This window comes from Microbacterium sp. NIBRBAC000506063 (assembly GCF_017968845.1).
In the GTDB taxonomy this organism is placed as follows: domain Bacteria; phylum Actinomycetota; class Actinomycetes; order Actinomycetales; family Microbacteriaceae; genus Microbacterium.
Genome location: NZ_CP072876.1, coordinates 1,343,148 through 1,355,700 on the forward strand (window position 1 = coordinate 1,343,148; position 12,553 = coordinate 1,355,700).

The following is a 12,553-nucleotide window of genomic DNA, read 5'->3' on the forward strand; positions in this document are numbered from 1 at the left end:
ACCGAGTCGAAGGGCACTGAGGTTGCTCATGCGTTGTCCTTCCACCGGTCGTTGAGCGAGGCCGCCGAAGGCGACCGAGTCGAAACGCGGGTGCTCATGCGGGGGTCTCCGTCACCGTCGGCCCGAACGCCGCGGGCAGGGTCGCCTGCGACGTCTCGCGCAGCTCGGCGACGCTGAGGGTGAAGTAGTCCTGCACCTCGAGTGCGGCGCCCTCGGGCTGGCTGTCGGTGACACCGATGCGCAGCACCGGGTAGCCGCGTCCCTCGCAGAGGCCGCGGAACTTCACGTCGTCTTCGCGGGGGACGGTGACGATGACGCGTCCGGTCGACTCGGAGAAGAGGGCGGATGCCGCATCCACCCGTCGCGCTCGATGATCTCGTTCAGCCACACCCGGGCGCCGACGCCGAAGCGCAGCACGCCCTCGGCGAGGGCCTGGCCGAGGCCGCCGGCTGAGAGGTCGTGCGCCGAGGAGACGAGCCCTTCGACGGATGCCGCGTGCAGGAGCCCGGCGAGCGTGCGCTCTCCGGCGAGGTCGACCTTCGGCGGGAGGCCGCCGAGGTGCGAGTGCACGGTCTCGGCCCAGGCCGAGCCGCTGAGCTCGGTCGAGGTCGTGCCGAGCAGGTAGATGTTCTCGCCGGCGTCCTGCCAGCCGCTGGGCACGCGGCGGGCGACGTCGTCGATGATGCCGAGCACGCCCACGAGCGGGGTCGGGTGGATCGGGGTGTCGCCGGTCTGGTTGTAGAAGGAGACGTTGCCGCCGGTGACCGGGGTGCCCAGCTCGTAGCATCCGTCGGCGAGGCCGTCGACGGTCTGCCCGAACTGCCACATGACCTCGGGGTTCTCGGGGAGCCGAAGTTCAGGCAGTCGGTGATGGCGGTGGGCACGGCGCCGGTGACGGCGACGTTGCGGTAGGCCTCGGCGAGGGCCAGCTGCGCGCCGGCGTAGGGATCGAGCTGCGTGTAGCGGCCGTTGCAGTCGGTGGAGATCGCGAAGCCCAGGCCCGACTCCTCGTCGACGCGGATCATGCCGGCGTCGTCGGGGAAGGCGAGGGCCGTGTTGCCGAGCACGTAGTAGTCGTACTGGTTGGTGACCCAGCTCTTGTCGGCGAGGTTCGGCGAGGCGAGGAGGGCGAGGAACTGCTCCTTGAGCGCGGCGGGGTCGTTGTCGCGGGGGAGGTTCTCTGCGGCATCCGCCTGCAGCGCGTCGATCCACGTCGGGTAGGCGACCGGGCGATCGTAGACGGGGCCGTCGACGGCGACGGTGGAGGGATCGACGTCGACGATGCGCTCGCCCTGCCAGTCGATGACGAGGCGGCCGTCGCCGGTGACCTCGCCGAGGACGCTGGTCTCGACGTCCCACTTGGCGACGACCTCGAGGAAGGCGTCGAGCTTCTCGGGCGCGACGATCGCCATCATGCGCTCCTGCGACTCGCTCATGAGGATCTCTTCGGCCGTCAGCGTGGGGTCGCGCAGGAGCACGTTGTCGAGCGAGACGTGCATGCCGCTGTTGCCGTTGGCGGCGAGTTCGCTCGTCGCGCAGGAGATGCCCGCGGCGCCGAGGTCCTGGATCGCCTCGACGAGCTCCGCCTGGTACAGCTCCAGACAGCACTCGATGAGCACCTTCTCGGCGAAGGGGTCGCCGACCTGCACGGCGGGGCGCTTGGTCGGGCCCTTCTCGTCGAAGGAGTCGGATGCCAGGATGCTGGCGCCGCCGATGCCGTCGCCGCCCGTGCGCGCACCGAAGAGCACGACCTTGTTGCCGACGCCGGTGGCGTTGGCGAGCTTGAGGTCCTCGTGGCGGAGGACGCCGACCGCGAGGGCGTTGACGAGGGGGTTGGCCTGGTAGACGGAGTCGAAGACCGTCTCGCCGCCGATGTTCGGCAGGCCCAGGCAGTTGCCGTAGAAGCTGATACCGGCGGTGACGCCGTGCACGACGCGGGCGGTGTCGGGGTGGTCGATGGCGCCGAAGCGGAGGGCGTCCATGACGGCGACCGGGCGGGCGCCCATCGAGATGATGTCGCGGACGATGCCGCCGACGCCCGTGGCCGCACCCTGGAAGGGCTCGATGAAGCTCGGGTGGTTGTGCGACTCGGCCTTGAAGGTGACCGCCCAGCCCTCGCCGACGTCGACGACGCCCGCGTTCTGGCCCATGCCGACCATGAGGCGCTCGCGCATCTCGTCCGAGACCTTCTGACCGAAGCGGCGCAGGTAGTTCTTGCTCGACTTGTAGGAGCAGTGCTCCGACCACATGACCGAGTACATCGCCAGCTCGCCGGAGGTGGGCCGGCGGCCGAGGATCTCGCGGATCTTCGCGTACTCGTCGTCCTTCAGGCCCAGCGCACCGTAGGGCTGCTCCTTCTCGGGGGTCGCTTCCGCGTTCGCGACGGAATCGGGCATGTGCGAAGAGTTCACGCGGGCTCCAGAAGAAGGCGGGGCGGGGCGCGTCCAGTCTACCGGCGGTTGCCTCCGGTCGCCCCGCGAGCCGAAGGCGAGACGAAACGCACGACATCCCTCCCGGTCGTTGAGCGAGCACCGCCGCAGGCGGAGCGAGTCGAAACGCCCAGGCAAGTCTCCGCTCAAGGCGGACACCGCACTGTGTTGGCCCCGACCTCCGCTTCCTTGTGTGCGCGCCGGATCAGATGTCTACACCAGCACGCGGATGCCGCGCCCCTCGGCCGCTCGCGCAAGCGCCGCATCCGTCGTCGCCACGGCAGCATGAAGCGCCTCAGCGGTGTGGAGCACCACCGCATCGCGCATGCGCAGGCTCGTCGTGGCTCGCAGGGACGCGAGGGTGTCGGCGGCGCCGACCGGCACGGCCACGCGTTCGATCTGGAGGTCGGTGATGACCCGCAGGACATCCGACTGGCGCCCGGAGAGTGTGGGGCGGACGAGGCACTCGGCAAGCGTGAGTTCGCTGATCGCGAGGGACTCCGGGGCGTGGGCGGCGAACAGTTCCACGACGTGCTCATGCCAGGTGTCAGTGGGGTTGAGGTAAGCGATCAGGGCGCCGGCATCCAGAACGATCACGCAGGCCACTCTTCGCGCAGCGCCTGTGCTTCGTCGTCGAGGTAGACGCCGTCGAGCGCACCGGCATGCATGCGGATGGCGGCGCGCCGCCGCGCTGCTCGTTCGATGCCGGACTCTTCCAGGCGTTCGGCGCCCAGGGCGATGATCCGCCGCAACAGGGCGGCCCGATCTTCACGCAGTTCGGGCCACACCGCCGCGGCCATATCGATAGCGCGCGCGACGTCGTCGGTCTCGGTGATCGCGTGTCGCTGGCGGAGAGTGGGCATGAGAGAAGTGTAACACTGAGCGATAGGTGTGACACCCGGTAGTCGGTGAGTTCTCTATCGGACGCTCGGATGTGAGTAGGGGTGCCGCCGTCCACGTACCCTGGAACCATGAACAAGAACACGCTCTGGACCATCCTCGGCGTCATCGTGGCGGTCATCATCGCCTGGGTGCTGGTGAACGCGCTGTTCAGCCTGCTCTGGTTCGTCGTCAAGCTCGCGATGGTCGCCGTTGTCGCCGTGGTCGTGTTCTTCGCGCTGCGGGCGGCACTGAGCTCGCGGGACTGACCTTCGGAAGCTCGCTGTCGCTCGTGGAGAGAGGTCCTCCACTCACAAGCGGTGAAATCGGTAGTCCACAGGTCGCCCGCTGATCCCCCCGTTGTCTCCGCCAAGTGGGATGATGTGCGTATGGCGATCTCGATGCTTGACCGGGCGATCTACTCCTATTCGGATGTGGATCGACTGGTAGGTGTGCGCCCAGGCACCTCGCGCCGGTGGCTCGAGGGTTACTCGCGTGCAGGGCGGTTCTACGACCCCGTACTTCGCGAGAGCCCGACCGGAAGTGACGCGGTCACATGGGGCGAGATGGTTGAGGCCCGGCTCCTCGCTGAGTTCCGTAGCAAAGATGTCTCAGTGCAGAAGCTTCGTCCAGCGGTTGAGCTCCTCCGCGACGAGTTCGGCCCGTATCCGCTTGCGCACGCTCGTCCGTTCCTCGATGTCGAGGGCCGAGAACTCGTGCGAGTTCTTCAGGAGCAGGTAGGGCTCGACCGGCCACTGCAGCTGGTCGTCGTCCGAAACGGGCAGACCATGATCACTGAGGCCACAGCGAAGTTTCAGAGTGCGGTGGAGTACGAAGGAGGTGTCGTGGGGCGCATGCGGCCGAGCGGTCGCACCCCTTTGGTCGTCATGGATCCCGCACACTCATTTGGTCAGCCCGCGATCCGCAACGTCCGCACCGAGGTGCTCGCCGAGGGCTACCGTGCGGGGAGCAGCCGGGAGGAGCTGGCAGATCTCTACGATCTCAGCCTCGTGGAAGTCGACGACGCGATCCGTTTCGAACTGATCTCGGGTCGTAGCCAGGTCGCCTGATGACCCCGGTGTTCTCCCCGGTGTACTTCGCCGACGAGAACGCGCTGGGGCTCGCGAAGGTACTCATCCGGAGTGGCAGGGATGATGTTCTGCATCCCGGTCACTCACGCCTACCGGAAGTTCCACTGGGCACACCCGACCTCGAATGGATGCCGCTTGTAGGGGCCCGCGGCCTCATCGTCATCACACGTGACCGTCGCATACGGACGCGACCGGCAGAGTTGGAGGCGTACCGTGAGTTCGGTATTCGGTCTGTATGGATCGGAACGAAACGCGACCTGCGCCCGGATGAGCAGGCCGAGCTGTTGTTGCGCCATGAAGCGCGATTGACGCGAGAGGTCATCAAGCTTGGACCTGGGCCGTGGGCATTGGCGATGTCACAGAACGGGGTCCGGCCGCTGGGATTGAGAGAGTAGGAGCCCATGCCGACGATCGTCCCGATCTACACGGCCGCACAGGTGCGGGCGGCAGAGGCGCCTCTGCTCGCGGCGGGGGTGCCGCTCATGCGCCGCGCCGCGCACGCGCTCGCCGGAGTGATCGCCGAGCATGAGCCGAAACGGATGCTGGTGCTCGCCGGTGCCGGAGACAACGGCGGCGATGCGCTCTTCGCGGCAGCCGAAGCAGCCGGGCGCGGCATCCGGGTCGATGTTCTTCAGACCGCCGACCGCGTACACGAGGAGGCGCTGCGCACCGCGACGGATGCCGGCGCCCGCGTGATCAGCATCGATGACTTGGATGCGACCGCCTATGACATGGTGATCGACGGCATCCTCGGCATCGGCGCCCGGGGAGCACTGAGGGGGACGGCTCGCGTGGCGGTGAGCGCGCTTCTGCCGGCGCGACCGCGGGTGATCGCCGTCGACCTGCCGAGCGGGCTCGACCCCGACACGGGCGAGGCCGACGAGGCCGTGCTGCCGGCCACAACGACGGTGACCTTCGGCGCGGTCAAGGCGGGTCTTATCCGTGGTGAGGGCCCGGCGCTCAGCGGACGCATCATCCTTGTCGACCTCGGGCTCGACCTCGCGGACCGGGTCGGGGAGGCGAAGGTCGACGAGGTCCGGCCGGGATGACGGGAACAATCGGCCCGAAGCGCAGAATGACAAGCGAGTTCCGATCTGAATAGCCATATAGGCAAGAAAACTAGTTCGAAAACTGTGCACTCTGTCACTCAATTTGGGTGACGGCCTCGATCGGAGGGATACTCAGGGCATGTCAGAGCCGTCCGTCAACGGCTCTGGCGAGCGACATGAACCCTTCCTCTGCACTCTCTCCTGAGGCGAGCGTCGCCATCATCGGCGCCGGTCGTCTCGGCGGCGTGCTCGCCGGAGCCCTTCGCCACGCGGGGTTTACGGTGCAGGGTCCGCTCGGTCGGGGCGAGGCTGTTCCCTCTGTCGATGTCGCGCTGCTGTGCGTTCCGGATGCCGCGATCGCCGAGGCGGCGCAGCACGTTCGCGGCCGCACGCGGCTCATCGGCCATGTCTCCGGCGCGACGCCCCTCGACGATGTCGACTTCAGCCTGCACCCGCTGCAGACCTTCACCGGTGAGGAGTCGCCGGAGGTCTTCCACGGCATCGGCGCCGCCGTCGCCGGGCGGACGGACGATGCCCTCGCCGTCGCGACGCACCTCGCCGAGATTCTCGGCGCACTCCCGTTCGAGATCGACGACGCGTGTCGTGCCGCCTACCACGCGGCGGCGTCGCTCGCCTCGAACCTCGTGCTGACGGTGCTCGACGCCGCCGAGCAGGTGGCGGATGCCGCGGGCATCCCGCAGGCGGAGGCACGGGCGCTGCTCACCCCGCTCGTCCGGCGCACGGTCGAGAACTGGTCGGATGCCGGCGCTGCCGCCGCGCTCACCGGCCCGATCGCGCGGGGCGACGAGGGCACGGTGGCGCGCCAGCGCACCGCGATCGCCGCGTCCCGGCCCGACCTGCTGGCGCTGTTCGATGAGCTGTGCGCGAGTACGCGGTCGCTCGCTGGAAGAGATAGCCGGCAACCCCCGGTCGTTGAGCGAGCCGCAGGCGAGACGAAACGCAGTGAGACGCCGACGGAAGCGGACCGCGTTTCGTCTCGGTCGCTTCGCGTCCTCGCTCAACGACCGGAGTCGGAGGGCGCCGCATGAGAACCCTCCGCACGATCACTGAACTCCGCGAAGCCGTCCGCGCCGCGCGCGACGAGGGTGCCTCCGTCGGCCTCGTCCCCACCATGGGCGCCTTCCACGACGGCCATCTCTCGCTGATGCGCCACGCGCGCGAGCAGAACGACCTCGTCGTCGTCTCGCTCTTCGTCAACCCCACACAGTTCGGCGCGAACGAAGACCTCGGCTCTTATCCGCGAGACGAGGCGCGCGACGCGGCGCTCGCCGAGGCGGAGGGCGTCGACATCCTCTTCGCCCCGCGGCATCCGAGATCTACCCCGACGGCTTCGCCACGACGATCCATGTCGCCGGCATCACCGAGGTGCTGTGCGGCGCGCAGCGCGGCGCCGAGCACTTCGACGGCGTCGCCACGGTCGTCACGAAGCTGCTGAACATCGTCACGCCCGACGTCGCCTACTTCGGCCAGAAGGATGCCCAGCAGGTGCTGGTCGTGCGCCGCGTCGTGCGCGACCTCGACCTGCCGGTGCGCATCGAGGCGTGCCCGATCGTGCGCGAGGCCGACGGGCTCGCCATGAGCTCCCGCAACGTCTACCTCGACGCGGCGGCCCGCGAGCAGGCGACGGCGCTGAATCGGGCGCTCGATGCGGCATCCGACCTCTTCAGGAGGGGAGAGCGCGACGCCGCACGCATCACGGATGCCGCACGTCGCGTGCTCGCAGACGCCGTCATCACCCCCGAATACCTCGAGCTGCGCAGTGCCGATGACCTGCGCGAGCTCACCCGAATCGAGGGCGAAGCGCTCCTCGCCGTCGCCGCGCGCGTCGGCGGCGCCCGCCTGATCGACAACCACATCCTGAGAGGGGACGCCTGATGCGACGCATCATGCTGAAGTCGAAGATCCACCGCGCGACCATCACCGGGAGCGACCTCAACTACGTCGGCTCGATCACGATCGACGCCGATCTGCTGGATGCCGCCGACATCCTCGAGCACGAGCAGGTCCACGTGCTCGACGTCGACAACGGCGCGCGCTTCGAGACCTACACGATCGCGGGCGAGCGCGGCTCGGGCGTGATGCAGGTCAACGGCGCGGCCGCGCGGCTCGTGCACTCCGGCGACACGATCATCGTCGTCTCGTATGCGGAGTACGACAGGGAAGACCTCGAGACCTACGAGCCGGTCGTCGTGCACGTGGATCGCGGCAACGGGATCATTCAGGTCGACGACGCGGTCGACCAGCTGCTGACGGCGAGCGTCTGATGAGTAGCCACCCGGCAGGTCGGCCGCGTGTGACGCTCGGCGACCTCGCCGCGAAGAAGGCGGCCGGCGAGCCGATCGTCATGGTCACCGCCTACGACTTCCCGGGTGCGCAGATCGTCGAGGCCGCCGGTGTCGACGTCGTGCTCGTCGGGGACTCGGCGGCGATGACCGTGCTCGGCTACGACAGCACGGTGCCGGTCACGGTCGACGAGATGATCATGCTCACCGCCGCGGTGCGTCGCGGGCTGACGGCGCCGCTGCTCATCGCGGATCTGCCGTTCGGGTCGTACGAGGCATCCGACGAGCTCGCCGTCGCGACCGCGCAGCGCTTCGTGAAGGAGACCGGCGCCGATCTGGTGAAGATCGAGCGCGGCGGCACCTCCGTCGATCGGGCGCGGGCGATCGTCGCGGCGGGCATCCCGGTCGTGGGCCATGTGGGACTCACGCCGCAGACGGCGTCGTCGCTCGGCGGCTACAAGGCGCAGGGACGCACGGCGGATGCCGCACTCCGCTTGATCGACGAAGCGGCGGCTCTGCAGGAGGCGGGCTGTTCGCTGATCGTCGTCGAGGCCGTGCCGAGCGAGGTCACTGCTGCGCTCATGCCGCACATGCACGTCCCGGTGATCGGGATCGGTGCGGGATCGGATGCCGACGGCCAGGTGCTCGTGTTCCACGACCTCCTCGGGCTGTACGCCGGGGTGCGGCGCGCTTCGTCAAGCGCTACGCGGACGTGCGGAGCGAGATGATCGCGGGCGTGCAGGCCTATGCCGACGAGGTGCGCGCGGGCGCGTACCCGGAGGCGGCGCACACCTATTCCATGCCGGCGGAGGAGGCGGCGCGGCTGCAGGAGCTTCTGGAGGGCCGCTGACCGGTCGCGTCTTCGGCTGAAACGCCGTGTTTGAGTGCGGAGTTGTGAACCTTCACGCGACGTAAGACTTCAGTGCGTCGCGGATGGCTTCGGAGCGTGTCTTGTGCTCGCGTGTGGCGCGCGCATCGATCGCTGCCAACTCGTCGATGGTCAGGCGGAGTGCGACAACCTGGGAGGGCGACGCGCCGCGCCCGGGTCGTCCGCGGCTGGCGGGAGCGGGATGGTGGGGCCGCGGGCTGAGCGGCAGTTCGCTCGCTACGGCGCAAGGCACCCGAGCGGTACAACGTGGATGCCGTCAGGTCTTGTGTAGGCGTATTGGCCGCCCGTGATGATGACTCGGGCCGCCGGATCTCCGGATCGCGATGTATCGATCTTCGCGACGAGCTTCGTCAGTGATGCGGCGGCCTCTTCGATGCGATTCTGTCCGAGTTTGACTTCGATGGCGGCCCAGCGTCCATCGTGGAGTTGGACGATCGCATCCGCTTCGAGCCCAGCGCTGTCGCGGTAGTGCCGGACCTCGCCGTCTAAGGTTTGCGAGTAGACACGCAGGTCTCTGACGGCGAGCGATTCGAAGAGCAGGCCGAATGTGCTCGGGTCGTCGAGCAGCCGTTCTGGACTCGCGCGGAGCGCGGCAACGGCGAGTGATGGGTCCACAAAGTGTCGGATGCGGCTGCCGCGCACGACATCGCGTGACCGGAGGTGAGGCCCCCAACTCGGCTGCTCCTCGACGACCATGATGCGCTCGAGTGAGCCCAGGTAGTCGGTGGTGGTTTCGTGGCGGACTTCCGTGCCGGTTGCGTCCGCAGAGTCAGCGGTAATCGTAGCGACCGACGCGGCAGTCGCGACATGTCGTGCGTAGGCGGTAAGCACCCGACGCACACGCGCGGGGTCGCGTCGTCTTCCGTCGGCGGCGGGAATGTCGACTCGCGCGATGTCGTCGAGATATGAGCGAAGGAACAGCTGAGCGTCGGCGGGGGACAGCGCTTGCAGGCCGGGCCAGCCACCCGTGCAGATGAGGTCGGCGACTTGCATGATGTCCAAGGTGGATGCGCCTTCGACAGATTCTGTTCCATGAAGGAGGCTCCTCAGAGAGACTTCGCCGGTGGAGTGACCCGACTCGAAGAGCGACATCGGCCGCATGCGCAGACGCAGGATACGGCCGGCTCCCGAGTGTCGTGTGACGTCATCGGTGGGGGTCGCGGAGCCTGTGAGAATGAACTGGCCGGGTTGCTTGCGGGCGTCGACGGCTCGACGCACATGGTTCCAAAGCTCAGGGGCGAGTTGCCATTCGTCCAGGAGGCGAGGTGTGGCGCCTTCGAGCAGCCGAGAGGGTGCGAGGGCCGCAAGTTCGCGTGCGGCATGGTCAACGTCGAGACGCACGACGCTTCGGCTGTGATGCTCTCCGGTCTCGGTCTTCCCGCAGGCGCGGGCGCCTTCGACGAGGACGGCGCCGGCGACGGCGAGCATGTGGCGGAGCGGCTCATCGACCACGCGAGGGCGGTAAGACATGACAACACCATACGCTCAGCCGGAAGAATATGTAACTTCTAACCGGAAGAATATTGAGCACTTAACCAGAAGGATATGGAGATTCCAGTCGGAGAAAAGAGCGACTACGCGGCATCCGCCCTCGTCCGCCCATCCGCGAAGCGTGCCTGCGCGCGGTCGTGGCGCCGGCCGACCTCGACGAGTTCGGTGGCCTTCGGCAGGCCCATCGGTTTGGTCGCGACGTAGATGCTCTCGGCGCGCTCGACGAGGAAGGTCTCGTGCCAGATGCCGACGGCTCCCGTGGCCTTGCGGGCGCGCTTGTTGAAGCGGGTCCAGGCGGGCGGTGCTCCTGGGAGGGGCTCGAGGCGTAGGCGTAGAGCTTGTCGATCGATGACCAGTACTGCACGACGTAGGGGCCGCCCGATCCGAAGAGCAGCTCGAAGCCGAGGAGGCCGGAGTCTGGATCCGTCATGAGCTCACGCAGCATCCGGGGCATGTCCGTGAATGCCGGCAGCCACAGGTCGGGTCGCCACCAGTGATTGATCTGCATGCCGATGTGGAAGACGACGAGCTCGCCCTCGTGGCGGTGGGTCATCCGACCTTTGATCACTTTCGGCATGACACGCTCCCGTCTGGATAGTGGTGCTATCTATTATGGATAGCGCTACTATCGAAGTCAAGAGGTGAGCGATGAGAATCTCCGAGCTGGCTGCGCAGAGCGGTGTGTCTGTGCCGACGATCAAGTACTACCTGCGCGAGGGGCTGCTGCCCGAGGGGGAGCGGAGCGCGCCGACGCAGGCCACGTACGGCGAGAAGCATCTGCAGCGGCTGCGGGTGATCCGCGCGCTGGTCGACTCCGGGGTGAGCATCGCCGAGACGCGTCGCGTGATCGAGGCGCTCGACAATCCACCCGCCGAGCCCGGCCTGCTGCTGGCGGCCGCGCATGCGGCGGTCACCCCGCCGATCGACGAGTCGCTCGACCTCACGGCCGCCGAGAAGCTGGTCGAAGGGCTCGGGTGGCAGCCCGGCACGTGCGACGACGAGGTGCTGCACGCGGTCGCCCGTGCGCTGCAGGGGATGGAGCGCGCCGGGTTCGCGGTTCCGGATGCCGTCATGCCGGTGTATCTGGAGAGCATCCGTCGGATCGCGGATGCCGAGATCGCCGGCGTCCCCACCGACTCGGTCGAGTCGGCCGTGCGCTACGTCGTGCTCGGTTCGGTGCTGGCCGAGCCGCTGCTGCTGGCGCTGCGGCGCGTGGCGCAGCAGGTGAGTTCGGTGGAGCGGTTCGGCGGAGCTGCCCCCGGCGCGGCTTCCGGCCTTTGAGCGGACCAACGGCAAGAAGAGACGCGCCAATGACGCGGGCAGAGCGCGGCTCGGTGAGCCAGTAAGACAGCTCACCGACGTGCGTCATCGCCACGGCGGCCGAATCGAATCTCTCGCCTACACGCCGATCTCGACGCTGACTCGTTCGACCGCGACCTCCTCGACGCTTAGAGGCTTCGTGACGTCAGGATCGAACAAAGCGACATTCGATCCTCCATCTGTACTGACCGAGCTCCGATAGAGCACCCCATCGAAGCCGCAGGTCTTGATGAACTCGCAGAGATACTGCGTCGGAATGTACTCGTAAGGTGCACCGCTAGGCTGCACCGGCCGCGTAAGTTCAATACCCAAGCGTTCAAGCAGGGGCAGTCCGGCGCGAAGCCTGAAAATAAGGTCCTCGTCATCGACAAGCGGTGACGCATGGTTACGCGGGTCCCGAAGATCCGCGTACTTCAGATCAGAACCAGCCAGATCGAATGCTGCGACGGATGCGTGCTCCCCAGTGTGAGGCCTCAACTCGGCGACGGCCGTGGCACGAGTAGATGCCAGATAAAGATACGGGATACCAACAGGGTTAGCGCGACCATGTTTCGCGAGATTCGGGGGTGGTGCTCCCATATCGCAGAGGTCGTGGAGGCCCCCGCTATCCATGAGGCGAGCGCGATACCATTTGTCGCTGTCGAATGCCGACTGCGGCGTAATCAAGTAGCCCAGCAGCTCACGGATACGCCCCATGTCCATAGGTCTATCGAGAAACCAACGGTTCTGATGCATCAGCTCATCGCGAAGGTCTTCCCAGCTGCGCAGCGCCCCTTCGTCCGGATACTCAATCTTCGCGAACGTCTTGCGAACAAACTCCCCATCATCCAGGATCTCTGCCAGCAGCTCTTTTGCTTCCGCGGATCGTAACCCCGAGCCGCGAAACAAATACCATTCCTCGTCAAGCAGTTGAACGAGTGGCTTGCCGCCCACGTCTTCTTCGTATGTCGCAACCAGCGTCGAAAACCATTGGCGAAGACGAGGAGGTTCGACACAGGCGACATCCTTCGCGCCACAGTAATCGCAATTCTGAAACTCGGGATCACATTGATTGATGTACTGATCCCTTATCAGGCGGTCCCGAAGCATGTGGCGCAGCACC

General features: G+C 67.2%; 14 protein-coding genes and 3 pseudogenes. 10 read left to right on the forward strand and 7 right to left on the reverse strand.

Translation table 11 applies throughout. The features are described 5' to 3' along the window. Positions 1–94: 94 nt before the first annotated feature. The 3 genes and pseudogenes from purL to KAE78_RS07715 form a co-directional block, all read right to left on the reverse strand. Positions 95–2,396 (reverse strand): annotated as a pseudogene (purL, locus tag KAE78_RS07705) (phosphoribosylformylglycinamidine synthase subunit PurL). Positions 2,397–2,642: 246 nt separating this feature from the next. After that, positions 2,643–3,035 carry a type II toxin-antitoxin system VapC family toxin gene (locus KAE78_RS07710; protein WP_223170438.1) on the reverse strand — a complete coding sequence of 131 codons (393 nt, stop codon included), beginning with the start codon at positions 3,033–3,035 and terminating at the stop codon, positions 2,643–2,645. Beyond that, positions 3,023–3,292, reverse strand: a complete 270-nt coding sequence (locus KAE78_RS07715; protein ID WP_223170439.1) for a hypothetical protein — start codon at positions 3,290–3,292, stop codon at positions 3,023–3,025. The genes KAE78_RS07710 and KAE78_RS07715 overlap by 13 nt, the downstream gene beginning before the upstream one ends. A gap of 108 nt (positions 3,293–3,400) precedes the next feature. On the opposite strand from KAE78_RS07715, the gene KAE78_RS07720 reads away from it, so the two are divergent. From KAE78_RS07720 to KAE78_RS19570, 9 genes and pseudogenes are all read left to right on the forward strand, one after another. After that, positions 3,401–3,577 carry a hypothetical protein gene (locus KAE78_RS07720; protein WP_223170440.1) on the forward strand — a complete coding sequence of 59 codons (177 nt, stop codon included), beginning with the start codon at positions 3,401–3,403 and terminating at the stop codon, positions 3,575–3,577. Between the two features lie 120 nt (positions 3,578–3,697). Beyond that, positions 3,698–4,378: a DUF433 domain-containing protein gene (locus KAE78_RS07725; RefSeq protein WP_223170441.1), complete on the forward strand. Its 681-nt coding sequence runs from the start codon at positions 3,698–3,700 to the stop codon at positions 4,376–4,378. After that, positions 4,378–4,794, forward strand: coding sequence for a hypothetical protein (locus tag KAE78_RS07730; RefSeq protein WP_223170442.1), 417 nt, complete (start codon positions 4,378–4,380; stop codon positions 4,792–4,794). The genes KAE78_RS07725 and KAE78_RS07730 overlap by 1 nt, the downstream gene beginning before the upstream one ends. Positions 4,795–4,800: 6 nt before the next feature. Continuing rightward, positions 4,801–5,448: an NAD(P)H-hydrate epimerase gene (locus KAE78_RS07735; RefSeq protein ID WP_223170443.1), complete on the forward strand. Its 648-nt coding sequence runs from the start codon at positions 4,801–4,803 to the stop codon at positions 5,446–5,448. A gap of 176 nt (positions 5,449–5,624) precedes the next feature. Next, positions 5,625–6,497 carry a Rossmann-like and DUF2520 domain-containing protein gene (locus KAE78_RS07740; protein WP_223170444.1) on the forward strand — a complete coding sequence of 291 codons (873 nt, stop codon included), beginning with the start codon at positions 5,625–5,627 and terminating at the stop codon, positions 6,495–6,497. Beyond that, positions 6,494–7,344: pseudogene (panC, locus tag KAE78_RS07745) on the forward strand (pantoate--beta-alanine ligase). The gene KAE78_RS07740 and the pseudogene panC overlap by 4 nt, the downstream one beginning before the upstream one ends. Next, complete coding sequence (gene panD / locus KAE78_RS07750) at positions 7,344–7,733, forward strand: aspartate 1-decarboxylase (protein ID WP_223170445.1); 390 nt, start codon at positions 7,344–7,346, stop codon at positions 7,731–7,733. Before panC ends, panD begins: the two are co-directional and overlap by 1 nt. A gap of 29 nt (positions 7,734–7,762) precedes the next feature. Continuing rightward, positions 7,763–8,479, forward strand: a complete 717-nt coding sequence (gene panB / locus KAE78_RS07755; protein WP_411155916.1) for a 3-methyl-2-oxobutanoate hydroxymethyltransferase — start codon at positions 7,763–7,765, stop codon at positions 8,477–8,479. Further along, positions 8,476–8,601, forward strand: coding sequence for a hypothetical protein (locus KAE78_RS19570; RefSeq protein WP_411155917.1), 126 nt, complete (start codon positions 8,476–8,478; stop codon positions 8,599–8,601). The genes panB and KAE78_RS19570 overlap by 4 nt, the downstream gene beginning before the upstream one ends. A 52-nt stretch (positions 8,602–8,653) precedes the next feature. On the opposite strand, the gene KAE78_RS07760 is transcribed toward KAE78_RS19570, so the two are convergent. From KAE78_RS07760 to KAE78_RS19575, 3 genes and pseudogenes are all read right to left on the reverse strand, one after another. Then, a complete protein-coding gene (locus tag KAE78_RS07760; RefSeq protein WP_411155918.1) occupies positions 8,654–8,872 on the reverse strand; it encodes a ribbon-helix-helix domain-containing protein in 219 nt (72 codons plus the stop codon). Next, the gene (locus tag KAE78_RS07765) at positions 8,857–10,068 is read right to left on the reverse strand and encodes an ATP-binding protein (RefSeq protein WP_223170446.1); all 1,212 of its coding nucleotides are present in this window, start codon (positions 10,066–10,068) and stop codon (positions 8,857–8,859) included. Before KAE78_RS07765 ends, KAE78_RS07760 begins: the two co-directional genes overlap by 16 nt. A 146-nt stretch (positions 10,069–10,214) precedes the next feature. Continuing rightward, positions 10,215–10,708, reverse strand: a pseudogene (locus tag KAE78_RS19575) (DUF4188 domain-containing protein). Between the two features lie 71 nt (positions 10,709–10,779). Between KAE78_RS19575 and KAE78_RS07775 the strand changes: the two are divergent. Then, positions 10,780–11,412 carry a MerR family transcriptional regulator gene (locus KAE78_RS07775; protein ID WP_223170447.1) on the forward strand — a complete coding sequence of 211 codons (633 nt, stop codon included), beginning with the start codon at positions 10,780–10,782 and terminating at the stop codon, positions 11,410–11,412. Between the two features lie 117 nt (positions 11,413–11,529). On the opposite strand, the gene KAE78_RS07780 is transcribed toward KAE78_RS07775, so the two are convergent. Beyond that, the gene (locus KAE78_RS07780) at positions 11,530–12,552 is read right to left on the reverse strand and encodes an RES domain-containing protein (protein WP_223170448.1); all 1,023 of its coding nucleotides are present in this window, start codon (positions 12,550–12,552) and stop codon (positions 11,530–11,532) included. Position 12,553 lies beyond the last annotated feature (1 nt).

Excerpts from the sequence above, each read along its gene's own strand:
- KAE78_RS07775 (WP_223170447.1), top strand. The coding sequence starts at position 10,780 with ATGAGAATCTCCGAGCTGGCTGCGCAGAGCGGTGTGTCTGTGCCGACG.
- KAE78_RS07765 (WP_223170446.1), bottom strand. The coding sequence starts at position 10,068 with ATGCTCGCCGTCGCCGGCGCCGTCCTCGTCGAAGGCGCCCGCGCCTGC.
- KAE78_RS07720 (WP_223170440.1), top strand. The coding sequence starts at position 3,401 with ATGAACAAGAACACGCTCTGGACCATCCTCGGCGTCATCGTGGCGGTC.
- KAE78_RS07715 (WP_223170439.1), bottom strand. The coding sequence starts at position 3,292 with ATGCCCACTCTCCGCCAGCGACACGCGATCACCGAGACCGACGACGTC.
- KAE78_RS07735 (WP_223170443.1), top strand. The coding sequence starts at position 4,801 with ATGCCGACGATCGTCCCGATCTACACGGCCGCACAGGTGCGGGCGGCA.
- panD (WP_223170445.1), top strand. The coding sequence starts at position 7,344 with ATGCGACGCATCATGCTGAAGTCGAAGATCCACCGCGCGACCATCACC.
- KAE78_RS07730 (WP_223170442.1), top strand. The coding sequence starts at position 4,378 with ATGACCCCGGTGTTCTCCCCGGTGTACTTCGCCGACGAGAACGCGCTG.
- KAE78_RS07725 (WP_223170441.1), top strand. The coding sequence starts at position 3,698 with ATGGCGATCTCGATGCTTGACCGGGCGATCTACTCCTATTCGGATGTG.
- KAE78_RS19570 (WP_411155917.1), top strand. The coding sequence starts at position 8,476 with ATGATCGCGGGCGTGCAGGCCTATGCCGACGAGGTGCGCGCGGGCGCG.
- KAE78_RS07740 (WP_223170444.1), top strand. The coding sequence starts at position 5,625 with ATGAACCCTTCCTCTGCACTCTCTCCTGAGGCGAGCGTCGCCATCATC.